Annotated in this window: 17 protein-coding genes; 8 read left to right on the plus strand and 9 right to left on the minus strand. The window is 61.3% G+C overall.

Going from position 1 to position 22150, the window contains the following annotated elements; genetic code table 11:
* Positions 1-2 precede the first annotated feature (2 nt).
* From ACZZZU_RS13550 to pilG, 7 genes are all read right to left on the minus strand, one after another.
* Positions 3-1022 carry a chemotaxis protein CheB gene (locus ACZZZU_RS13550; RefSeq protein WP_463550901.1) on the minus strand — a complete coding sequence of 340 codons (1020 nt, stop codon included), beginning with the start codon at positions 1020-1022 and terminating at the stop codon, positions 3-5.
* The gene (locus ACZZZU_RS13555) at positions 1019-8761 is read right to left on the minus strand and encodes an Hpt domain-containing protein (RefSeq protein WP_463552138.1); all 7743 of its coding nucleotides are present in this window, start codon (positions 8759-8761) and stop codon (positions 1019-1021) included. Before ACZZZU_RS13555 ends, ACZZZU_RS13550 begins: the two co-directional genes overlap by 4 nt.
* 25 nt (positions 8762-8786) lie before the next feature.
* On the minus strand, positions 8787-9695 hold the full coding sequence (locus ACZZZU_RS13560) for a CheR family methyltransferase (RefSeq protein ID WP_463384174.1): 909 nt from the start codon (positions 9693-9695) through the stop codon (positions 8787-8789).
* Between the two features lie 44 nt (positions 9696-9739).
* A complete protein-coding gene (locus tag ACZZZU_RS13565) occupies positions 9740-11788 on the minus strand; it encodes a methyl-accepting chemotaxis protein (RefSeq protein ID WP_122452945.1) in 2049 nt (682 codons plus the stop codon).
* 85 nt (positions 11789-11873) lie between these two features.
* Positions 11874-12410 (minus strand): chemotaxis protein CheW, encoded by a 537-nt coding sequence (locus tag ACZZZU_RS13570; protein WP_122492097.1) that lies wholly within the window; start codon positions 12408-12410, stop codon positions 11874-11876.
* Positions 12411-12452: 42 nt separating this feature from the next.
* On the minus strand, positions 12453-12818 hold the full coding sequence (gene pilH, locus ACZZZU_RS13575) for a twitching motility response regulator PilH (protein WP_108094980.1): 366 nt from the start codon (positions 12816-12818) through the stop codon (positions 12453-12455).
* A 46-nt stretch (positions 12819-12864) separates the two neighbouring features.
* The gene (gene pilG, locus ACZZZU_RS13580; protein ID WP_108094981.1) at positions 12865-13272 is read right to left on the minus strand and encodes a twitching motility response regulator PilG; all 408 of its coding nucleotides are present in this window, start codon (positions 13270-13272) and stop codon (positions 12865-12867) included.
* Positions 13273-13517: 245 nt separating this feature from the next.
* Here pilG and gshB point away from each other — a divergent pair, with 245 nt between their 5' ends.
* From gshB to ACZZZU_RS13615, 7 genes are all read left to right on the plus strand, one after another.
* Positions 13518-14471 carry a glutathione synthase gene (gshB, locus tag ACZZZU_RS13585; protein ID WP_463550902.1) on the plus strand — a complete coding sequence of 318 codons (954 nt, stop codon included), beginning with the start codon at positions 13518-13520 and terminating at the stop codon, positions 14469-14471.
* Between the two features lie 194 nt (positions 14472-14665).
* Entirely contained in the window at positions 14666-15559 is an 894-nt protein-coding gene (locus ACZZZU_RS13590; protein ID WP_122492099.1) for an energy transducer TonB, read from the plus strand.
* 86 nt (positions 15560-15645) lie between these two features.
* Positions 15646-16215 (plus strand): YqgE/AlgH family protein, encoded by a 570-nt coding sequence (locus ACZZZU_RS13595; RefSeq protein ID WP_463550903.1) that lies wholly within the window; start codon positions 15646-15648, stop codon positions 16213-16215.
* Entirely contained in the window at positions 16212-16649 is a 438-nt protein-coding gene (ruvX, locus tag ACZZZU_RS13600) for a Holliday junction resolvase RuvX (RefSeq protein WP_122492101.1), read from the plus strand. The genes ACZZZU_RS13595 and ruvX overlap by 4 nt, the downstream gene beginning before the upstream one ends.
* Positions 16650-16682: 33 nt before the next feature.
* Complete coding sequence (gene pyrR, locus ACZZZU_RS13605; protein WP_122492102.1) at positions 16683-17198, plus strand: bifunctional pyr operon transcriptional regulator/uracil phosphoribosyltransferase PyrR; 516 nt, start codon at positions 16683-16685, stop codon at positions 17196-17198.
* Positions 17199-17209: 11 nt separating this feature from the next.
* Positions 17210-18238: an aspartate carbamoyltransferase catalytic subunit gene (locus tag ACZZZU_RS13610; protein ID WP_122492103.1), complete on the plus strand. Its 1029-nt coding sequence runs from the start codon at positions 17210-17212 to the stop codon at positions 18236-18238.
* Entirely contained in the window at positions 18238-19509 is a 1272-nt protein-coding gene (locus ACZZZU_RS13615; RefSeq protein WP_463550904.1) for a dihydroorotase, read from the plus strand. The genes ACZZZU_RS13610 and ACZZZU_RS13615 overlap by 1 nt, the downstream gene beginning before the upstream one ends.
* Before the next feature lie 69 nt (positions 19510-19578).
* Here ACZZZU_RS13615 and ACZZZU_RS13620 read toward each other — a convergent pair whose 3' ends face one another.
* Entirely contained in the window at positions 19579-19983 is a 405-nt protein-coding gene (locus ACZZZU_RS13620) for a TM2 domain-containing protein (RefSeq protein WP_122492105.1), read from the minus strand.
* A 332-nt stretch (positions 19984-20315) separates the two neighbouring features.
* Here ACZZZU_RS13620 and ACZZZU_RS13625 point away from each other — a divergent pair, with 332 nt between their 5' ends.
* Positions 20316-20915: a C40 family peptidase gene (locus ACZZZU_RS13625; RefSeq protein ID WP_463550905.1), complete on the plus strand. Its 600-nt coding sequence runs from the start codon at positions 20316-20318 to the stop codon at positions 20913-20915.
* 39 nt (positions 20916-20954) lie between these two features.
* Here the strand turns inward: ACZZZU_RS13625 and ACZZZU_RS13630 are convergent, their stop codons facing one another.
* Positions 20955-22100, minus strand: a complete 1146-nt coding sequence (locus tag ACZZZU_RS13630; RefSeq protein WP_122492107.1) for a PilT/PilU family type 4a pilus ATPase — start codon at positions 22098-22100, stop codon at positions 20955-20957.
* Positions 22101-22150: the final 50 nt, after the last annotated feature.

Raw genomic sequence — 22150 nt, forward strand, 5'->3', positions numbered from 1 at the left:
TATCAGGCGCACTGCGACGCTAAATGGTTGACCAGCGTTTCCGCCAGTTCGCGCGGGTCGCCACTGTAGGCGCTGTAGCCGCCTTCGCGCAGGCTGTCGGGCATGCTCGCGCACACGCAACTGTCGGCGCGTTGGGTCCAGATGGCGCCGCCTTGGCGACGCACATACGCGGCGGCGGCACTGCCGTCGCTGCCCATGCCGCTGAAGGCGATCACGCCGCTCATGGCGCCGAAATGCTGGGCGAGGTTGAGCATCATCTGGTCAATGGACGGGCTGTACGGTTCCGGCCAGCCTCGGTCGGCAATCTTCATGGCGCCGTCTTCGGCAAAGCCCAGTTCGTATTGAATGGGCGCCACCACCACTTCACCACAGCGCACGGCGTCGCCTTGGCGCGCTGCATTGACGTGCCATTGGCTGTGACGGCCGACGGCTTGCGGCAAGGTGGCTTCGAAACTGGCGTCGATGTGCTGGGCGTAGATAAAGCCAATCGGCAAGCCGCCCGGCAGCGCATCGAGAAAGGCTTTGACCGCCGCCGGACCGCCCAATGAAGCGGCCAAAAGCCACACCTGACGCGCAGGCGCACCGGCGGCCAGCGGCGTGTTGGCCAGCGCTGTGGGTAAATCCAACCGCGCGGGGCGCTGCGCTTCGTCAAACAAGGCTTGCAGGCTAGGGCCAACCGCTTGCGTGGGGTCGCCTACCAACCGCTTGAGTTTGCCGACCAGACGGCGCTCCCAGCGTGGGTAGTTTTCCGAATGGCGTTCCGGCGCATGGCCTTCGCCAAACAGCACCGGCACGTCGGCATGTTCCAGCAGGGTGTCGATCAGCGGCGAGTCTTCGGACTGCGCCAAGTCCACCAACCACAAGTCCGCTTCGCAAGCGGCCAGCGCCTCGGCATCGAGCCGCGCGGGGTCGGTGTTGAGCACCACGTTATAGCCGCTGCCCGTCAGCGCCTGTTGCAGCACATGGCGCTGCAACGAGGTGTCGGCGAGCACGGCGATGCGTGCGCTGTTTTTCTCGCTCATGTGCGTTTAACCGGGTGTTCGGCGACCAGCTTGGCGATGGTTTCCAGCAGCAACGACTCTTGGTAAGGCTTGCCGAGGTAATCGTTAACACCAATGTTCATCGCCCGCTCACGGTGTTTATCACCGGTACGCGAGGTGATCATGATGATCGGCAGGTCTTGCAGGTTCTGGTCGTGGCGCACCAGGTTGGCCACTTCGAAACCGTCCATGCGCGGCATTTCGATGTCCAGCAGCATGATGTCCGGCTTGTGCTCTTGCAGCAGCGAGATGGCGTCCACACCGTCTTTGGCGGTGAGTACGTTCATGCCGTTACGCTCCAGCAGGCGGCTGGTGACCTTACGCACGGTAACCGAGTCGTCGACCACCATAACCAGCGTCGGACGTTCCACTTCCACCTCGGCGGGCAGGGCGGTACGGCTAACGGTGCGGGTTTGCAGCTGGTTGAGCAGGTGCGCGTGACGCACCCGAATGGTCGCCAGCAGGTCAAGAATCACCACCACGCGACCGTCCCCGAGGATGGTCGCACCGGAAATGCCATGCACACCGGCGAACTGCGGGCCGAGGCTCTTCACCACGATCTCGCGCGAACCGGCCAGTGAGTCCACTTGCACGGCTACGGCGTGGTCGCTGGAGCGCACCAGAATCACCGGCAGCGGCAGGCTTTGGCCCACCAGTTTCGGTTGCTGGCCGTTGTTCAACAGGTCGCCTAGGTAACGCAGCTCATACGCTTGGCCGGCGTATTCGAAACGCGGCGCGTCCGGTGCGTAATAGGCTTCCAGCTCGTACGGCGACACCCGCACGATACCTTCGATGGTGTTCAACGGAATGGCGTACAGGTCTTCACCGGAGAGTACCATCAACGCGCGGTTTACCGACACGGTGAACGGCAGACGGATGCGGAAGGTGGTGCCCTCGCCCGGTACTGAGTCGATGCTCATGGAGCCGCCGAGTTGTTTCACCTCGGAGTGCACCACGTCCATGCCCACGCCACGGCCGGAGATTTGTGTGACCTTCTCGGCGGTGGAGAAACCGGCTTCCAGAATGAACTGCAGAATTTCGTAATCGGTCAGGTCCGAGGCGCTGTCCATCATGCCGCGCTCAAGCGCTTTACGGCGCACGGCGTCGAGCTTGATGCCGCCACCGTCGTCGGCCAGGGTCAGCACAATGTCGCCACCCTCGCGGCCGAGGCTCAGGCGAATGGTGCCCTGCTCGCTTTTGCCCGCCGCGCGGCGCACATCGCTCGGTTCAATACCGTGGTCGACGGCGTTACGCAGCATGTGTTCCAGCGGCGCAACGATACGTTCGAGAACAGTACGGTCCATCTCGCCGTCGGCGTTACCGACAATAAAGTCGACCTGTTTGCCCAGCTCGCTCGCCACCTGGCGAACGATACGGCGCAGACGTGGCACCAAGCGGTCGAACGGCACCATGCGCGTGCGCATCAGGCCTTCTTGCAGTTCGGTGTTAACGCGCGCCTGTTGCAGCAACAGGGTTTCGGCATCGCGGTTACGCGCGGCCAGGGTTTCTTTCAGTTCCAGCAAGTCGGAGGCCGACTCGAACAGTGCGCGCGAGAGCTGCTGCAACTGCGAGTGACGGTCCATTTCCAGCGGGTCGAAATCTTCGTAGCCCACGCGCTCGGCTTCGGCCTGGAAGCGGCTGATGATTTGTGACTGGGTTTCGATGTCGAGGCGGCGCAACTGGTCGCGCACCCGGTCAATGGTCGCTTCCATCTCGCCGAGGGTGAAACCGAAGTCACTGACCTGCTGCTCGACGCGACCCCGGAAAATCGAAGTCTCACCGGCCAGGTTCACCAGGCCTTCCAGCAACTCGGCCGGGACTTTCACCAGTTCTTGCGGGGCGCGCCGAGCGGCGGCATCCAGCGCGGCCTCTTGGGCGCGGCGTACAAACGGCAGCACCTTGGAAGCAACCGGCGCCGACGAGAACTCGCTGGCAGCCACAATCGGATTGGCCAGCGTATGCACGGCCGGCAACGTGCTCGGTGCGGGCGCTGGTGGCTCGGCCGGTTCGTGGCTGGCTTGGGCCAGGTCGGCCGCCATGCTGTCGTTGACGCGCTGACGCAGTTGATCGAGTTCGCCTTGCAGCGCTTCGAAGCCCGATTGCACATCGAGGAACAGACTCTCTGGCCAAGGCGCGCCTTGTTGCTGCGCCTCGGTCAGGTGTTGTTCCAGGTTGTGGGTCAGGTCGCCAAGGGCTTTCTGACCGGCCAGGCGCGCACCGCCTTTAAGGGTGTGCAGAATGCGCAGCATGTCGTCGATGGCATCGCTGTCGTCACGCTTTTCTTCCCAACGGCCAATAGCGCTTTCCATGCTTTCCAGCAGGTCGTCGGCCTCTTCGAGGAAGATATCGAGGATGTCGTCGTCTTCGGCATCGTCCGCGACGGGCTCCTCGACGGCGGCAACCAGGTGCACGCTGGAAGGCATGCTCAGTTGTTCGTCGGGGTTGGCGCGAAAGCGTTTGATGGTCTCGATCAGGTCGTCGCCCTTGGGCACGTGACGCTTGTCGCGCACGGCTTCGAGCATCTCGGCCAGACGGTCGTGGCAGCTTTGCAGCAGCACGAACAACCCTGGGCTGGCGCGCAAACGGCCATCGCCCAAGCCTTCGTAAAGGAATTCCAGTTCGTGGGCCAAGTCGCCAATTTCGCGAATCTCGGCCATGCGCGCACCACCCTTGAGGGTGTGCAGATCACGCTGCAACGATTCCAGCTCAAGGCTGTTATCGAGGTCATCTTTCCAACGCTGCAAGGCGGCGCTGGAGCTGTCGATGATGTCGAAGCCTTCTTCAAGGAAGATTTCCACCAGCTCCGGATCGCGCTCGTCGTCGAAGGCGGTCGGGGCCGGGGCTTCATAAACGACAGGCTGCGGCTCGGGCTCAGGCTCAGGCTCAGGCAGCTCAGCAACGTCGGCAACCGGGGCGAGGTCTTCAACGCGGGGCTCGTCGTTCGCCAACTCCGGCGCGTCTAGCTCAAGCTCAGGCAGCACGTCGCGCAGTTCTTCAGCGCTCAGTTCGGCGGTGGCTGTCACGTCGTCGAAGTCGATAGCGTCCGGTTCAAGCTCAGCGTCCACCGGTTCCACCAGCGGCAGCTCTTCCAGCTCGTCTTCGGCGGCAATCAATTGCGCTTCCGGGCTCGGCACGTCTTCAACCAGGGCCGCGTCGACGTCGGTCAGTTCAACCGGTTCAGCGAGTTCGAGGTCATCGAGCATTACCGCTGCGGCGGAGAGGCTCTGCGCGCCGCCCTGGCGAAAGTTGCGGATGTCCTGAACCAAGTCCGCCGGGTCGTGCAGCGGCTGGTTAGCCTGCAATTGATCCAGCAGCACAGCGAGTTTGTCGTGGCTGCGTTGCAGCAGGCCGGCTAGCGCAGGCGAATAGCTATAACGGCGGTCGACCAAGCCTTCGTACAGGGTTTCCAGCTCGTGGGCCAGGTCGCCGATTGGGCGAATGGCCGCCATACGCGCGCCACCTTTCAGGGTGTGCAAGTCGCGCAGCAGGGAAGACAGGGCCAAATTGTTGTCTGGCTCACCGAGCCAACGGTCCAAGGCCTGGCCGGAGCTTTCGAGGATGTCCACCGCCTCTTCGAGGAAGATTTCCACCATCTCAGCGTCGAGCGGATCGGCTTCAGCTTCAACCACGGGCGCTGGCGCCAAGGGCTCAGGCGCGGGCTCGATGGCAGCCAGCTCTTCAACGGCCGGCATCAAATCGTCGGACGGCAGCGGCTCGTCGGCCACCTCTTCCACGTTCGGCAAGGCGTCGAACGCTGACAGGTCGTATTCCTGCACCGGTGGTTCGTCGTTGCCGGTGTCGTTGCTCCACTCGGCCATTTGCAGGTCGGCGGTGGCTTCGTCCAACTCGACGATATTCAGCCCCGCTTCACCGCCGGGGCTCAACAGTGCCAGGGTCTGGGGGTCGAGTGCCTCGCCCAGCAACTGACGCAAGGCTTCGACGCGTTGCGGCTCGGCGCTTACCTGCAGGCCGGCAGCCACCTGATCCATCATGCTGATCAGCGCCTCGTGGGCGCTTTCCGCTTCACTAAAGAAGCGCTCGCTCACCGCCAGGCTGCCTTCTTCGACGGCACCGTAGAGGTCCAGCAGGGCCTCACACAGCTCATCGATTTGCGGCAGTTCGGCCATCTCGGCGCCACGGCCAAGGGTGGTCAGCTCATCGAGCAGCGCACTCAGTTCCTGACGCTCGGACGGGTGCTCGCGCCATTTGCGCAGCAGGTCCTCGGCGTCCAGCAGAATGTCCATGCCTTCGGATAGGAAAATGCCGATCAGTTGCGGGTCGCGCTTGTCGCTGCCTTGCAGGTCTTCACGGGCCGCCTGAGCGGTTTCCAGGCGTTCCTGATGCAGCTTGGCGACGCGTTCGAGGAACTCGGGAGCCCCTTCGATTGGCGCCAGCGGATGGGTTTCGAGCTGTTCCAGACCCTGACGGAACAGCTGTTCGGCGGTGTGCAGTAATTCCGCTTCGGCCAGGTCCATGGGGATCAGGTTGGTTTTGAATTCTTTGGCCAGCTTTTCCAGCGGCGTGGCAATTTCTGCAATCGGCAGAATGCCAGCCATGTGCGCGCTGCCCTTGAGGGTGTGCAAGGCGCGTTGCAGGTTATCGGTGATTTCCTGCGGCAACTGCTGGGCGCAATCGGCGAGGAAGCCCACCAACGTGTCGAGGTGGGTTTCCGCTTCATTACGGAAAATCTCGATCAGCTGCGGGTCCAGCGCTTCGATTTCTGGCGAGGTGACAGCCGCCGTTTCGCCCACGGCGTCGGCTGCCTGCACGGGCGCCGGGGCTTCAGGTTTTGGGCGGCGCTGCCCCCGGGCCAAGGCGTGGGCGGTGGCGGCCAGCGCATCGACGTCGTCGCGCTGGCGCTGGGCCTTGGCGGCAAACTCATCGACCAGCGCGGGCATCAGCGCAACTACGTCGGCAATCACTTGCTGCACGTCTTCGTCGGGCTGAATGCTGCGGTCGAGCACGCGGTTAAGCAGGTTTTCGATGGACCAGCCCAGCTCGCCGATAATCAGCGCACGCACCATGCGACCACTGCCCTTAAGGGTATGGAAGGCGCGGCGCACTTCGGTGAGCGCGGTTTTGTTGTCGGTGTCAGCACGCCACTGCGGCAGGTATTCGGCGATGGTTTCCAGCACCTCGCCGACTTCTTCGATAAAGACTTCAAGCAAGTCTTCATCAATCGGCTCTTCGCCTTCGGGCGGCGGCAGCAGGCTCGGCGGTACGTCTTGCGCAGGCGGGTTGATCGCCTGCACCGGGGTGGCCATGACGTCGGCCATCGACATCGGCTTCTCAGTCGGTGCCGCAGCGACAGGCGCTTGCGGCTCGGCAACCGGCAGCTCGACTTCGGGCAAGTCCAGTTCAGCCAGTTCGGCTTCGTTCCAGTCGGCCGGATTGTCGTCCAGCGCGTCCAGGCTCAACTCTTCCAGACCGCCATCTTCCAACGAGAACACCGGCGCCTCGGGGGCATCGAGTTCGAGGTCGCGGTGCTCAAGGCTGTCGCTGTTCCATTCGGTCGACACTTCGCCAAGGGTCAGCGGTTCGTCGTTGAGGTCCAGCGTTGGCAGCGCTTCAAACGAACTCAGCTCAACCACTTCGCCCGGCGCGGCGGGAAGGTCTTCGAGGGTCCAGCTGTCTTCGAGCGGCAGCAGGTCCGGCTCGGCGATTTCCAGATCAGTGCTTTCGAGTTCGCTACTTTGCAGTTCACTGAAGTCCAGGCTCAGCTCGTCGTCGGCCAACTGTGCAGTCGGCTCCGGCGCTTGCAGATCTTCCAGAGAGAATTCGATTCCGCCGGCGTCGCCGCTGGCGGGTGCACTCGCCGTCTCGACAACCGGCAGGTCTTCGAGGCTGAAGCTTTCTTCGATAACGCCAAAGTCCGATTCAAACGACGACGGTTCAGCCTCAAACGGCGCGGGAGCCGGCTCGGCTTCTTCGGCAAACTCAGGCGCTTGCTCCAGCACGTCGATGTCGTGCATCGGGTCGGCCAGGGGCGCGAATGTTTCCGGCTCCGGCTCAACGCGATCAAGGATCGACGGCTTTTCTTTAAGCGGATAGCCCAGGGCTTCCAGGCTTTCCTCGGCGACGTCGAGAATCAGATCGCCTTGGGCGGCGTGGTCTTCGCTTAAGCGTTCGAGGTAGTACTCGACGCTGGTGATGGCGTCGGCCAGGGTGTCGAGGCTCTGCCAGTTCGGCACGGCTTTGCGCGCCAGCAGTTGCTCCTGGATATAACGGTTGCACGCCTGCAGCAACGCGGCGGCACGCTCCAGCGGAATCATGGCCAGGCCGCCACGGGCCTGGGTCAGCAGCTCTGGCACGCGAGCCAAGTGCTCGTGGTTCCACTGCGAGGCGATGAATTCGATGATCGCGTCTTTCGCCTGTTCCAGGCCGTTGCGCGCTTCCTTGATCACCAGCTGGTGAATCTGGCCAACGTCGGTGGTGGGCAGATGGCTTTCTTCGCGGCGGCCGTCTTCGGCGGGGCCGACCATGCCAGCCAGGGTCGCTTCGACGTACAGCAGCGCACCGGCAACATCCATCAGCACCGCATCGCTAGGCTCACGCTGCCCCAGGGACAGGCCGTGAACCACGTCAATCTGATCGAGGATGACTTTGCGCGGCTGGCCAAAACCCAACACGGCCAGGGTGTCGGCGATTTGCTTGAGCGGCGCCAATTGGCTATCCAGCTCGGCGACTTTGCTGCGGTCGCTGCGCACGAACAGGTCGAGGCTGTCCTTGACGCGCACCAGCTCTTCGCACAGGGCGGCGACCACCGAGCGCATGGCGTCACGGTCGGGGCCTGCGAGGCGGGCGCGCTCTTCGTCGACGATGTCGTCGTCAGGCAGCGCTTCGTCGAGGCGGTACTGTTCTTTGAGCTGGCGGATACGCGGCGATTGCGGGCTGGACTTGGCGACGTAGAACAGCAGGTTCTTGGTCAGCTCGTCCGGGGCCGGCTGGTTGATGCCGTCGGCACCCTGCTCCAGCAGACGCTTGAGTTCTTTGTCGACCTGCCGCAGCAAGGTGCGCACGGAGCTGCCGTTGAGCACGCTGCCGTTGGACAAGCCTTCGACGATGCCCGAGGCAATTTGCCAAAGCGGGCCCAGCGGGGCGTCTTTGCACAGCACTTCGAGGCGGGCGAACACGCGGGCCATATAGCCGAGGTTGGTGCCCAGGTCTTGATTGCGGATCACGCCAATCAGCGCCATTTGCAGCATCTGGCGCAGTTTGCGCAGCAACACCGGCAAGTCGGCGGTGCGCAGTTGGGCCAGCGAATCTGCCGAGAGCGCCGGTTGGCGCGCGGTCATGTCGGGGGAGAACAGGCTGGTTTCGGACAGCAGCTTTTCGCCACGCGCCGAGCGCAAATCGTTCAGCAGCGGCAGCACGACCATCGGCAGGTCGCGGCGAGCGGTTTGGATGCGGTCCAGGTAAACCGGCAGTTGCAGAATGGCCTGCATCAGCACTTCCAGGGCTTCACCCTGATTGCTGACGCGGTTTTCCATCAGGGCCTGGGCGAGGTGCTCCATCTCTTCGGCGAGCAAGGCTGCGCCGTAGAACTCCACCATTTGCAGAGTGCCGTGAACCTGGTGCGCATAGGTCAGGCAGAACCGCATGCGCGTCGAGTCCTCGGGGTTCTCAACGAACGCCTCAAGGGCCTGCCGTGCCTGTTTCAGGGTTTCTGCGATCTCGCCTTTAACCCACTCCAGGGCGACATAATCGTGCCGATCACCCATAGCAACTCCACTCATAAACCGCTCGTTACCCCTTTCGGGTAAAAGCCAGAACTCGCTCGTCGGCCACCGGCTCCAGGTCCGGGTGCTGCCAACCGACCACTTCGCCAACGCCGACTACCAACAGACCACCTGGCGCAAGGCGTTCAGCCAGGCGGTTGAGGATCTCGCGGCGACGCCAGCGACGAAAATAGATCAGCAAGTTCTGACAGAAAATGACATCCATGCCGGTCATCGGCGCTTTCGCCAACTCCAGAACGTTGAGCCTTGCACAACACACGCGTGCGGCCAGGCTCGGTATTACCTTCAAACGACCATCGTCCTGCACGTCGAAGTAGCGCTCGCACAGGTCTATATCCATCTGCTCGAACTTACGCGCGGCGTATTCCCCGTCACGCGCCTTGCTCAAGGCGTTCATGCTGATATCGGTGCCCGTTACGCCAAAGTGGTCGGGCAGCTCGCTATCACGCAGCACTTCCGCGGCACTTATGGCCATGGAGTACGGTTCTTCTCCGCTGGAGCAACCCACGCTCCATAACGCCCAGGGCTGTTGCCCCGGCTGGGCCTGCGCCAGGCGCAACGCCAGGTATTGCTCAAGCACTTCAAACGAAGGACGATGGCGGAAAAAACGGGTTTCTTGAACGGTCAGGCGGTCCAGCAGGGTTGACCACTCCACGGCGCCACGCGGACCCGCCGTGACTTGCCGGTAGTAGCTGGCGTAGTCCGGCACATCGAGCTCACGCATGCGCGCGCTGAGGTTGGTCTGCAAAAAGGCCTGGCGCTGTTCGTTGATCACCACACCGGTGCGCTCTTCAAGCAGCGCTTGCCAGTCGTGGAATTCGGCAGGCGTCATGTCGACCAGGGGTTTGAGAACCCAGGTTCCACTTGACGCCCCACCCGGCGCCCCGCTCGGTTGCATGCCGTCTCCCTCGCTCATGGCCCAGTGACGATGACCTTTTCAGGTCATCGCGCTTTCCTCGATCAGGCCTGGTCCGCTGCTTCTGGCAGGGTAAAACCAGAAACCGAACGACGCATCTCACTGGCCATTTTGGCCAAGTTACCAATGCTCTTGGCAGTAGCGGTGGTACCCGAGGACGTCTGCGAGGTGATCTCCTGAATCACGTTCATGGTGTTGGAGATGTGGCCCGCAGAGGACGCTTGCTGACGGGCGGCGTTGGAGATGTTTTGGATCAAGGCCGCGAGGGTCTTGGATACCTTTTCAATCTCTTCCAGTGCCACACCGGCGTCTTGCGCCAGACGCGCACCGCGTACTACTTCGGAAGTGGTTTGCTCCATGGAGATAACCGCTTCGTTGGTGTCGGTCTGAATCGTTTTAACCAGCGCCTCGATCTGCTTGGTTGCAGCAGAGGAACGTTCAGCGAGGCGTTGTACCTCGTCCGCTACCACGGCGAAGCCTCGACCGGCGTCACCGGCCATGGAGGCCTGGATCGCGGCGTTCAGTGCGAGGATGTTGGTCTGGTCGGCAATGTCGTTAATCAGGCTAACGATGTCACCAATCTCCTGGGACGATTCACCCAGACGTTTAATACGTTTGGAGGTGTCCTGGATCTGCTCACGGATGTTATCCATGCCGGTGATGGTGTTATGCACCACCTCGTTGCCTTTGTTGGCGATGGCTACGGACCGTTCCGCTACCGCGGACGATTCCGAGGCGTTCGCCGATACCTGGTCAATGGACACGGCCATTTCGTTGATCGCCGCCGATGCACCGGCAATTTCTTGCGCTTGGTGCTCGGATGCTTCGGCCAGGTGCATCGCCGTTGCCTGGGTTTCCTGGGCGGCGGCGGCCACCTGTACAGCTGTCAGGTTGATCGTGGCAACGAGGTCGCGCAGCTGGTCGATCGAGTAGTTGATCGAGTCCGCGATGGCGCCGGTGAAGTCTTCGGTTACGGTCGCCGCTACGGTCAAGTCACCGTCCGCGAGGTCGGCAATTTCATCGAGCAGTCGCAGAATCGCCGCCTGGTTACGTTCGTTTTTCTCGGCGGTTTCAGCCAGTCGGCTTCGGGTGCTCTGAACCATTACCAGACCGATCAATACGATCGAGGCGATAGCCAGCAGACCCAGCACGTAGCCGGCCAGGGTGTTCATGGAACGCGCGCCCACCAGGTTTTCAAAGCCGCCGGCGAGTTTCGAGGCCTTGTCCAACAGGGTTTGCGACACGGTAAAGATGCTGCTCGCCGATTCACGAACCTGGAACAGTTCGGGCGAGGTTTCGAGAATTTCGTCTACCGAACCGGATACGAACTCGAACAGCTCGGAAATCTCGGACAGACGCTCCAGGGCTTCCTGGTCGCTGACCTTGGTGATCTTCATGGCGGCGTTGCCTTCGATCATCGCCTTGAGTACGCGACCGAACAGGCTGGCGTCACGACCGAACATGTCGGCGGCTTGTACCGAGTCTTCGTCACCGGCCAGTACCTTGTTCACCGAACCGAGGATACGTTCGGCCAACAGCGACTGACGCTGAGCAACCGATACCTGGGCAGCGGTTGCGCCGCTTTCCAGCAGGATGTCGACCACTTCTTCGTACTCGACCTGCAGCTGCGGAATGGTTTCGGCCAAGGTGGCAGCAACCTGGTGCAGAGACAGTACGGTTTGTTCGCTGGCGAGAATGGCGTCGGCGTTTTTACGCAGGCTGTCCCAGTCTTGCTGCACCGCGTCCATCTCTGGCTTCACGATGGCAGGCGCTGGTGGCAGGCCGGTGTTGTTGTCACCGGAAACCAGGAAGCTCCAACGCTTTTCGAAGTCATTGCGCGCGTCTTTCAACAGGGCGAACGCCTCTGTCTTACCGGCCGCAGCTTCCGTGGCGTTTTTCGCGATACGTTGGGAAAGCACACGCAGCTCACCGGAGTGGCTGATGTATTCCTTGTCGTAGTTCGACTGGGTGTTGATGTAGGCGAAGTTGGCGAAGAGCAGCACGATCGACACGATCAGGACGATAAACAGTCCCGCGATCAACGAGCTACTACGCACTCCAGCCAATAGATTGCCTGCGTTAAGTTTTTTCATTGTATGGCCCCCGCCTGGACCCACCGCACTACGTTTTCCCGTGTAACGCCAAAGGGCCGGCAAACGCCGACCCAACCTGATTTATTCAATACGCAACGTCGAGAAAGCCCGGATGCTGTGCCAGCGCGTGAGGGCTGAACACAAGCCATGGCTGTTCGCGTTGAAAAACCCCATGTATGAAGGGCTCAATAGCCGCTTCGAGCGCTGGCAACTGCTCGGTAAAGCTGTCCACCGGGAAGTGCTGCATACCAAACACTTCATCGACGGTCAGGCCAGCGAAAACATCTTGGTGGTCTACGACCAGCACCCGGCGTTGCTTGCGCAGCGCAGAGAGCTCGGTACCGAAGTAGCCACACATATCCATTACCGGCAGCAGGCGTCCACGCACGTTGGCCACGCCTTTCACCCAACTTTTAACGCCGGGCAACAAGGTGAACCGTGGCTCGTGAAGCACTTCGCCGATTTCGCCCATCGGTGCTACGAACAGGCGGTCGCCCATGCGAAAGCCGATTCCACTCCAGGTCTGCACCACGGCCCGCTGCGACGGCAAGCCGGCAGCCAGCAGTCGACAACGCTGGTCGATTTCGAGGAGAAGTTGAAAGGGAGTCTGCACGTCCGACATGTCGGCCTTAACCTTCTAGTTTTTATAGGTGTGGTGGCGGTGTTAGCCCGCCAGCACCGCATTCAAGGTTTTCAGCAGCGTGTCTTCGTCCACCGGTTTGGTCAGGTAGTCACGCGCGCCTTGGCGCTTGCCCCAGACCTTATCGGTTTCCTGGTCTTTGGTGGTGACGATAATTACCGGAATGTGATTGGTATCAGCATCTTTGGTCAGTTGACGGGTGGCCTGGAAGCCATTGAGGCCCGGCATCACGATATCCATCAACACGGCGTCGGGCTTTTCCTGACGGGCAAGCGCCACGCCATCAGCACCGTTTTCCGCCTTGAGTACCTGGTGACCGTGCTTTTCAAGCATGGCGGTCAGCTTGTACATCTCGGTGGGAGAGTCATCAACAATCAGAATTCGAGCCATGGTGTTTCCCTATGGAAGGTTGCGTCACCGCCCTAGCGGTCGAACGTCAAGATGCTTGTTCCACCGGGGTGAAATCTGGGACATGTGCCTTGATGGCGCCGAGCAACTCTTCCTTACTGAAAGGCTTGGTGAGGTACTGATCGGAACCCACGATTCGGCCTTTAGCCTTATCGAACAGACCGTCCTTGGAGGACAACATGATTACCGGGGTGGACTTGAAAGCACTGTTATTTTTGATCAGGGCGCAGGTCTGATAGCCATCTAACCGCGGCATCATGATGTCGACAAAAATGATATTGGGGTGTGTGTCAGCGATTTTGGCCAACGCATCGAAACCATCGACGGCGGTAATCACCTCACAACCCACTTTTTTCAGCAGGGTCTCAGCGGTGCGACGAATCGTTTTCGAATCGTCGATGACCATGACCCTTAATCCTTCGGAATGCTGTTCCATGTTCGCCCTACCATCGCCTCGATGAGTCGTTATTTTTCTACGTTTTCAGTGCGCCTGAGGCCTACCAGCTACGGGCTGCGACCCAATCGTAGGCCTTTTTAGCACACTCTCTAGAAGCAATCTATAAGCCCCAGAAGCGTAAGGTTTTTCCTTGACCGAAGTGGTCGCCATCGCCACTCTGGCGCCACACAGTCTAGTCGCGACACATTTCAACTGTCGCATTCGTTTCGCGGAGGATTCACCCCATGAGCGTTCGCCTCGGCATAGTCATGGATCCAATTTCGAGCATCTCCTATAAGAAGGACAGCTCGCTGGCCATGCTACTGGCCGCTCAGGCCCGTGGTTGGTCATTGTTCTATATGGAACAGCACGACCTGTATCAGGTGGCCGGTGAAGCCAAGGCGCGCATGCGTGCCCTTAAAGTCTTCGCCGATCCTCAGCATTGGTTCGAGCTGGGCGATGAAACCGACGCGCCTCTGAGTGAGCTGGATGTGATCCTGATGCGCAAGGATCCGCCCTTCGACATGGAGTTCGTCTACAGCACTTACCTGCTGGAGCAAGCCGAGCGGGCCGGGGTGCTGGTGGTTAACCGCCCTCAGAGCCTGCGCGACTGCAACGAAAAGTTGTTCGCCACGCAATTCCCACACTGCACGCCCCCGACACTGGTCAGCCGCCGCGCCGACATTCTGCGCGAGTTTGCAGTCGAGCACCGTGACATCATTCTCAAACCCTTGGATGGCATGGGCGGCGCCTCGATCTTTCGCCACCGCGAAGGCGACCCGAATCTGTCGGTAATTCTCGAGACCCTGACCCAGCACGGCCAGCAGCAGATCATGGCGCAGGCGTACCTGCCGGCGATCAAGGACGGCGACAAACGCATCCTGATGATCAATGGCGAGCCGGTGCCGTACTGCCTGGCGCGCATTCCGGCAGCCGGCGAAACGCGCGGCAACCTGGCCGCCGGCGGCCGGGGCGAAGCGCGACCGCTGAGCGAGCGCGACCGCTGGATTGCCGCCCAGGTGGGCCCGACGTTGCGCGAGAAAGGCTTGCTGTTCGTGGGCCTGGACGTGATCGGCGACTACCTCACCGAGATCAACGTCACCAGCCCGACCTGCATCCGCGAGATCGACAACGCCTTCAACACCGGCATTGGCGATCAGTTGATGGCCGCCATTCAGGCTCAGCTGGACGCGCGCTGACCGCTCGCGGAAGGAATGTGCCACCGCGCGCCGATTTGTCCTCAGCATTTAAGGGAACAGAGCGACGTGTCGGTGCGACACGAGACCCACAGCGCAGAAATGCCCAGTGCTTCACCAAGCCGCGCAGTGCTTCATGGACTTTTCACCGAGCCCTCGGCAGACTGCGCGGCAACCTGAATTGACCCCGTTGCGCGATGAAATCACCCGCCCTCCTGCCCGAGCTTCCTGACTACGGCGTCCGTCCTGCGGACCGGCTGGGCTTTACCTTGTTTCTCGCGGTGGCGCTGCACGCGGCGTTGATCCTCGGCGTCAGCTTCACGCTGGCACCGCCTAGCCAGATCAGCAAAACCCTGGAAATCACCCTGTCCACCTTCAAGAGCAAGGAAAAGCCGAAAGAGGCTGATTTCCTCGCTCAGGACAACCAACAGGGCAGCGGAACGCTGGATAAAAAAGCGGCACCCAAGACCACCGAACAGGCGCTGTTCCAAGACAAAGAAATCAAGCGCATCACGCTACCAACTGCGCCAGCGCCGGCCACCAAGCAACAAGCGCCGAAAGCCGCCGTGGCCACCACAGCGCCCAAACAAGCGAAAACTCCGGTCAAGCGTGAAGAGGCCAAGCCGCAGCCAGACGCCCGTAAAGCGCCCGCTTTTGACACCGAGCAGCTGTCTGCCGAAATCGCCGGGCTGGAAGCGGAGCTGGCCAAAGAACAACAGCTGTATGCCAAACGCCCAAAAATCCATCGCCTGAACGCCGCATCGACCATGCGTGACAAGGGCGCTTGGTATAAGGATGACTGGCGCAAAAAGGTCGAACGCGTCGGCAACCTCAACTATCCCGAAGAAGCCCGCAAGCAACGGGTTTACGGCAGCCTCCGGCTGCTGGTGTCAATCAACCGGGACGGCAGCCTCTACGAAGTTCAGGTGCTGGAATCGTCGGGCCAGCCACTGCTGGACCAGGCGGCGCTGCGCATCGTACGGCTGTCGGCACCCTTCGCACCCTTCACCGGAGATCTGGCTGACATCGACCGCCTGGAAATCATCCGCACCTGGCGCTTCGAGCGCGGCGACAAGCTGTCCAGCAAATAACAGCGCCGACCAGCGACGACTCGTCGCCCGAGCAAATCGCCCCCTCAGCTTGTCATCGCCACCAGCCAACGGCGACACTACGCGCCATGAAAGCAGCCAACCCCAGCTACCTCAAAAATCATCTTCTGATCGCCATGCCGCACATGGCCGATCCGAATTTCGCGCACACCGTCACCTACTTGGTGGAACACAACGAACAGGGCGCCATGGGCTTGGTGATCAACCGCCCCAACGGCCTCAACCTCGCCGACGTGCTCGAACAATTGCGCCCCGAAACCCTGCCGCCAGCCATTTGCCAGAGCCTGCCGATTTTTTCCGGCGGTCCGGTGCAAACCGATCGGGGTTTCGTGCTGCACCCCAGCGGCCCGCAGTTTCAGGCCACCGTCGAACTGGGCGAGCTGGCGCTGACTACTTCGCAAGATGTGTTATTTGCCATCGCCGACGGCTTCGGGCCGGACAAACACATCATCGTGCTCGGTTACGCGGGCTGGGAAGCCGGGCAGTTGGAAAGCGAGCTGATCGGCAACACCTGGCTAACGTGTGCGGCCGATCCGAACATCCTGTTTGACGTGCCCTACGACAAACGCCTGGAAGCCGCAGCCGCTCGTTTGGGCATCAACCTGAACCTCCTCACTTCTCAAGCCGGGCACGCCTGATGGCCGACAAGCCCCTACGCCTGCTGCTCGGATTCGACTACGGTACAAAGCAGATCGGCGTCGCCGTCGGCCAGGTGATTACCGGCCAGGCGCGCGAACTCTGCGTACTGAAAGCCCAAAACGGTGTGCCGGACTGGCAGAAAGTCGAGGCGTTGGTGCGCGAATGGCAGCCAGACGCCATTGTGGTTGGCCTACCCCTGAACATGGACGGCACACCGAGCGAAATGAGCGAGCGCGCCGAGAAGTTCGCCCGCCGCCTCAATGGCCGTTTCAATTTGCCGGTGCACACCCACGACGAGCGCCTGACCACCTACGCTGCCAAAGGCGAGCGACTTCAACAGGGCCAGCGCGGCGGTTATCGCGACAATCCGGTCGACGCCCTCGCCGCCGCTCTGCTGCTTGAGGGCTGGCTGGCCGAACACAGCGGCGCCTGAAGCTCTGCGTTTTTTGCGATTCAAGGAGAGACCATGAAGCTACCCAACCCCGCCGAGCTGCTGCCGCAAATGGCCAGCGCGCTCACCGATCACCTGCTCAAGCGAAACATCACCGAGCCGCGCTTTATCGGCATTCACACCGGTGGCGTGTGGGTGGCGCAGGCGCTGCTGCAAGCCATGGGGCGCGACACCGAGCTGGGCATTCTCGACGTGTCGTTCTACCGCGATGACTTCACCCAGAATGGCCTGCATCCGCAGGTGCGCCCCTCGGCGCTGCCGTTCGAAATCGAAGGTCAGCACCTGGTCCTGGTGGACGACGTATTAATGAGCGGACGCACCATACGTGCAGCGCTCAACGAGCTGTTCGACTACGGCCGCCCGGCCAGCGTAACGCTGGTCAACCTGCTGGACCTCAACTCCCGCGAATTGCCGATTCGCCCGGACGTGGTCGGCGCCACCTTGTCGTTGGCACCCAACGAGCGCGTAAAAGTGCTCGGCCCCGCCCCGCTCACCCTCGAGCATCAGGCTCCCGCCTCCGCCGCCCACTGAGACTTCTTCCGATGACGCCAACAGACGCCAAGCGCCCGCTGCAGCTCAACGACTTGGGCCAGCTGCGCCACTTCCTCTCGCTCGACGGCTTGCCTCGCGAGTTGCTGACCGAAATTCTCGACACCGCCGACTCCTTTCTCGAAGTCGGTGCCCGCGCCGTGAAGAAGGTGCCGTTGCTGCGCGGCAAGACCGTGTGCAACGTGTTCTTCGAAAACTCCACGCGCACGCGCACCACCTTTGAGCTGGCGGCGCAGCGATTGTCGGCAGATGTGATCACCCTGAACGTGTCGACATCGTCGACCAGCAAGGGCGAAACCCTGCTCGATACCCTGCGCAACCTTGAAGCCATGGCGGCGGACATCTTCGTGGTACGCCACGGCGACTCCGGCGCTGCGCACTTTATTGCAGAGCACGTATGCCCGGACATGGCGATCATCAACGGTGGCGACGGCCGCCATTCGCACCCGACCCAGGGCATGCTCGACATGCTCACCATCCGCCGGCACAAAGGCAGCTTTGAAAACCTGTCCGTGGCAATCGTCGGCGACATCCTGCACTCGCGCGTCGCCCGCTCGAACATGCTGGCGTTGAAGACATTGGGCTGCCCGGACATCCGCGTCATCGGCCCGAAAACCTTGCTGCCCGTTGGCATCGAGCAGTACGGCGTGAATATTTACACCGACCTGGCCGAAGGCCTGAAAGACGTCGACGTGGTGATCATGCTGCGCTTGCAACGTGAACGCATGACCGGCGGCCTGCTGCCCAGCGAAGGCGAGTTTTACCGCCTGTACGGCCTGACCAGTGAGCGCCTGAAGTTGGCCAAACCCGACGCGCTGGTCATGCACCCCGGCCCCATCAACCGAGGCGTTGAAATCGAATCGGCGGTGGCCGACGGTCCGCAATCGGTGATCCTCAACCAGGTGACATACGGCATCGCCATCCGCATGGCCGTGCTTTCCATGGCCATGAGCGGACAAACCACGCAGCGGCTGCTCAACCAGGAAGCCCAAGCCAACACCGCAACTGAGGAGCACAACTGATGCGTATTGAAATCCTCGGTGCCCGCGTAATCGATCCAAACAGTGGCTTGGACAAGGTTGCCGACCTGTTTATTGCCGACGGCAAAATTGCCGGCATCGGCTCCAGACCTGCAGGGTTTGAAGCGGATAAAAGCATCGACGCCAAAGGCCTGGTTGCCAGCCCTGGACTGGTGGACCTGAACGTCGCCCTGCGCGAGCCGGGCTACAGCCGCAAAGGCAGCATCGCCAGCGAAACCCTCGCCGCAGCAGCCGGCGGCGTGACCAGTCTGTGCTGCCCGCCGTTCACCAAACCGATTCTCGACACACCGGCAGTGGCCGAGCTGATCCTGGACCGCGCCCGCAGTGCCGGCCACGCCAAAGTCTTTCCAGTGGGCGCCTTGAGTAAAGGCCTGGCGGGCGAGCAGTTGGCTGAACTGGTGGCCCTGCGCGATGCCGGCTGCGTCGCGTTTGGCAACGGCCTGGACAGCTTTCGCAACAACCGCACCCTGCGCCGCGCGCTGGAATATGCGGCCACATTCGATCTGACCGTGGTGTTTCATTCCCAGGACCACGACCTCGCGGAAGGCGGCCTCGCCCATGAAGGCGCCACGGCCAGCTTCCTCGGCCTGCCGGGTATTCCGGAAACGGCCGAAACCGTGGCCTTGGCGCGGGATTTGTTGCTCGTCGAGCAGACTGGCGTGCGCGCGCACTTCAGCCAGCTCACCAGCGCCCGCGGCGCTCAACTGATCGCCGACGCCCAGGCGCGCGGCCTGCCGGTGACGGCGGACGTGGCGCTGTATCAGTTGATTCTCACTGACGAGGCGCTGATCGATTTCTCGAGCCTCTACCACGTGCAACCGCCGCTGCGCACCAGCGCCGACCGCGACGGCCTGCGCGCTGCCGTGAAGGCGGGGGTGATTCAAGCCATTGCCAGCCACCACCAACCACACGAAGCCGACGCCAAGCTGGCTCCGTTCGGCGCCACCGAACCGGGCATCAGCAGCGTTGAGTTGCTGCTGCCTCTGGCGATGAGCCTGGTGCAAGACGGCCTTTTGGATCTGCCGACGCTGCTCGCACGCCTGAGCGCTGGCCCAGCTGCTGCGCTGCGCCTACCGGCTGGCGAACTGGCGGTGAACAGCCCGGCCGACGTGCTGCTGTTCGACCCACAAGCCTCAACCGTGGCCGGCGAGCGCTGGTTCTCGAAGGGCCAGAACAGTCCGTTTATGGGCCATTGCCTGCCCGGCGCCGTGCGGTACACGCTGGTGGATGGGCATATCAGCTATCAGGCCTAGCCCGTTAGCCGCTGAACCAAGCCCAACAAAAAGCCCGCCATCAGGCGGGCTTTTTTATGCGCGTTTCAGCTAGATGCGCTGCGCCACGTTCCGCGCGGACACCTGATCGTTGAGCGTCCAGAAGTCGTACAGCACGCCCACGAAAAACAAACCGCCGGTGCACAGGTAGATCAGCCCGGTAATCCATTTGCCCTGGTACATGCGGTGCACGCCGAACACGCCGAGGAACGTCAGCAGAATCCAGGCGACGTTGTAATCAAGCCCGCCCGCGTTGAAACGCAGGTCCGCTTCCCGGTCCATCGAGGGGATCAGAAAGAAATCGATGATCCAGCCTATGAAAAACAAGCCAAAGGTGAAAAACCAAATCGTGCCGGTGACCGGCTTACCGTAATAAAAACGGTGGGCGCCGAGAAAGCCAAAAATCCACAGCAGATAGCCAATAACTTTGCTGTGGGTGTCTCGCTGCATGTTCATTTATGGGTTCCTCAAGTGAGTCGCGACGTTGGACCTAGGCTACGGCAAAGGGTTGCGGATTCAACTGCTGCGCTCGCTCGTATACGAAGAACCGGGTGCGCGGGATGTTTCCAGCAGTTTCTGGATCCCCGGTTTCGCAAGGACGACGGTGCGTGCACTAGGAATATCGACCCGCTGAGAGGGCCAGGATTTGTCCCTAGAAACTAAAAAAAAGCAGGGTTTAATCACTACCTTTTGCGCGAAGGACCAGAGTTCCAATCGACCAATGGTTAAAAAATGAGCAAAAAAGCTGTTATAAAGTTGCGCTTTCGTGAAACCAAGAGCTTTGCCGTATGCGTTTTTTCCATCAAACCTGGCTTTCTGTCTGCCTGTGTTTCCCGCTTGCTGCTGCCCTGAACCCTGCCGAGGCCAGCAACCGGTATCAACCGTTACCCGCCCATTCCACCGGGCACACCGCGACGACTTCTTCACCGTCCACCCAGACCACCAGCACCTCTGCTGCCGCCATTGAGGCCGCTAAAAACAGCAGCTCGGTACTCGGCCGCGCAGTAAATACTCTCGGCGTTCGTTATCGCTGGGGCGGCAGTTCCCCGGAGAAAGGTTTCGATTGCAGCGGCCTGGTGCGCTACGCCTTTGACGACATCGACTCGGTCGACTTGCCCCGCACCTCCAGCGCCATGGCGCGCGCTGAAGGCAAAAAGGTCGCGCGCAGCGATCTGAAGCCGGGCGATCTGTTGTTTTTCAACCTGCGCGGCGCCCGCGTCAATCACGTCGCCATTTATCTGGGCAACGACCGTTTTATCCACGCGCCACGACGCGGCAAGGCGGTCACCATCGACACCTTGAACAAACCGTATTGGAAAAATCGCTACGCCCTGGCTAAGCGCGTGCTGCCGAGCAGCGAGCCGCAGCTGCGGGTTACGTCGAGATAAAAAGCGAAGCCCCGGAAGGGGCTTCACTCTATGGGCCAATCAGCGGAAGCGGCGCCCGCTGTCTTCGTCGCTGGTTTCCAGCGACAGGCCTTGCGACATGGTGGTCAGGTGATCGCCGTCGGTTTCCGAGCCCAGCTTGATCATCAAGCGCAGGTCGTTCGCCGAGTCGGCATAGGCCAACGCGTCTTCGTAAGTAATTTCGCCCTGGCTGTAGAGCTGATACAGCGCCTGGTCGAATGTCTGCATGCCCTGCTCAGTCGAGCGCTTCATCAGCGCTTTGAGCTCGTGCACTTCCCCTTTTCGAATCAAGTCTGCGGCGAGCGGGGTGTTGATCAACACCTCGATCACAGCGCGACGACCTTTGCCGTCCGGCGTTGGGATCAGTTGCTGGGCGACGATGGCCTTGAGGTTCAAGGACAAGTCCATCCACACCTGTTGCTGACGGTCGGCGGGGAAGAAGTTGATGATCCGGTCCAACGCCTGGTTGGCGTTGTTGGCGTGCAGCGTGGCCAGGCACAAGTGGCCGGTTTCGGCGAAGGCCACGGCGTGGTCCATGGTTTCGCGGGTTCGCACCTCACCAATCAGAATCACGTCCGGCGCCTGGCGCAGGGTGTTTTTCAGTGCCACTTCGAACGACTCGGTGTCGATGCCCACTTCACGCTGCGTGACGATGCAGCTTTGATGCTGGTGGATGTACTCGATAGGGTCTTCGATGGAAATGATGTGGCCGCTGCTGTTCTTGTTGCGGTAGCCAATCATGGCCGCCAGCGACGTCGACTTACCGGTACCGGTGGCGCCCACAAACAGCACCAGCCCACGCTTGGTCAGCGCCAACTTCTTCAGCACTTCAGGAAGCTTGAGGTCTTCAAGCGTCGGAATATTGGTCTCGATGCGACGCAGCACCATGCCCGCGAGGTTGCGCTGGTAGAACGCGCTAACGCGGAAACGTCCGATGCCCCGGGCGCTGATGGCGAAGTTGCACTCGTGGTTTTCGGCGAAATCGCGGCGCTGCTGCTCGTTCATCACCGCGTGCACGGTTTCGCGGGCTTGCTCCGGCGACATGGGCGTCTTGGTGATCGGCATGATTTTGCCGTTGACCTTCATCGACGGCGGCACGCCGGCGGTAATAAAGAGGTCCGAACCGCCCTTTTCGACCATCAAACGCAGCAGCTTTTCAAATTCCATCGAGGTTCTCGCCTATCACGCAGCTGGGCGACGGCGATTGCCGTCAGCCA

This window comes from Pseudomonas sp. AC136, from assembly GCF_979258585.1.

Bases quoted from the DNA above. Each gene is read 5' to 3' on its own strand.
- ACZZZU_RS13550 (WP_463550901.1), bottom strand. From the start codon at position 1,022: ATGAGCGAGAAAAACAGCGCACGCATCGCCGTGCTCGCCGACACCTCG.
- ACZZZU_RS13560 (WP_463384174.1), bottom strand. From the start codon at position 9,695: ATGAGCGAGGGAGACGGCATGCAACCGAGCGGGGCGCCGGGTGGGGCG.
- ACZZZU_RS13595 (WP_463550903.1), top strand. From the start codon at position 15,646: ATGAAAGCAGCCAACCCCAGCTACCTCAAAAATCATCTTCTGATCGCC.
- ACZZZU_RS13610 (WP_122492103.1), top strand. From the start codon at position 17,210: ATGACGCCAACAGACGCCAAGCGCCCGCTGCAGCTCAACGACTTGGGC.
- pilH (WP_108094980.1), bottom strand. From the start codon at position 12,818: ATGGCTCGAATTCTGATTGTTGATGACTCTCCCACCGAGATGTACAAG.
- ACZZZU_RS13565 (WP_122452945.1), bottom strand. From the start codon at position 11,788: ATGAAAAAACTTAACGCAGGCAATCTATTGGCTGGAGTGCGTAGTAGC.
- ACZZZU_RS13590 (WP_122492099.1), top strand. From the start codon at position 14,666: ATGAAATCACCCGCCCTCCTGCCCGAGCTTCCTGACTACGGCGTCCGT.
- ACZZZU_RS13570 (WP_122492097.1), bottom strand. From the start codon at position 12,410: ATGTCGGACGTGCAGACTCCCTTTCAACTTCTCCTCGAAATCGACCAG.
- pilG (WP_108094981.1), bottom strand. From the start codon at position 13,272: ATGGAACAGCATTCCGAAGGATTAAGGGTCATGGTCATCGACGATTCG.
- ACZZZU_RS13625 (WP_463550905.1), top strand. From the start codon at position 20,316: ATGCGTTTTTTCCATCAAACCTGGCTTTCTGTCTGCCTGTGTTTCCCG.
- gshB (WP_463550902.1), top strand. From the start codon at position 13,518: ATGAGCGTTCGCCTCGGCATAGTCATGGATCCAATTTCGAGCATCTCC.
- ACZZZU_RS13555 (WP_463552138.1), bottom strand. From the start codon at position 8,761: ATGGGTGATCGGCACGATTATGTCGCCCTGGAGTGGGTTAAAGGCGAG.
- ACZZZU_RS13620 (WP_122492105.1), bottom strand. From the start codon at position 19,983: ATGAACATGCAGCGAGACACCCACAGCAAAGTTATTGGCTATCTGCTG.
- ACZZZU_RS13615 (WP_463550904.1), top strand. From the start codon at position 18,238: ATGCGTATTGAAATCCTCGGTGCCCGCGTAATCGATCCAAACAGTGGC.
- ACZZZU_RS13630 (WP_122492107.1), bottom strand. From the start codon at position 22,100: ATGGAATTTGAAAAGCTGCTGCGTTTGATGGTCGAAAAGGGCGGTTCG.
- pyrR (WP_122492102.1), top strand. From the start codon at position 16,683: ATGAAGCTACCCAACCCCGCCGAGCTGCTGCCGCAAATGGCCAGCGCG.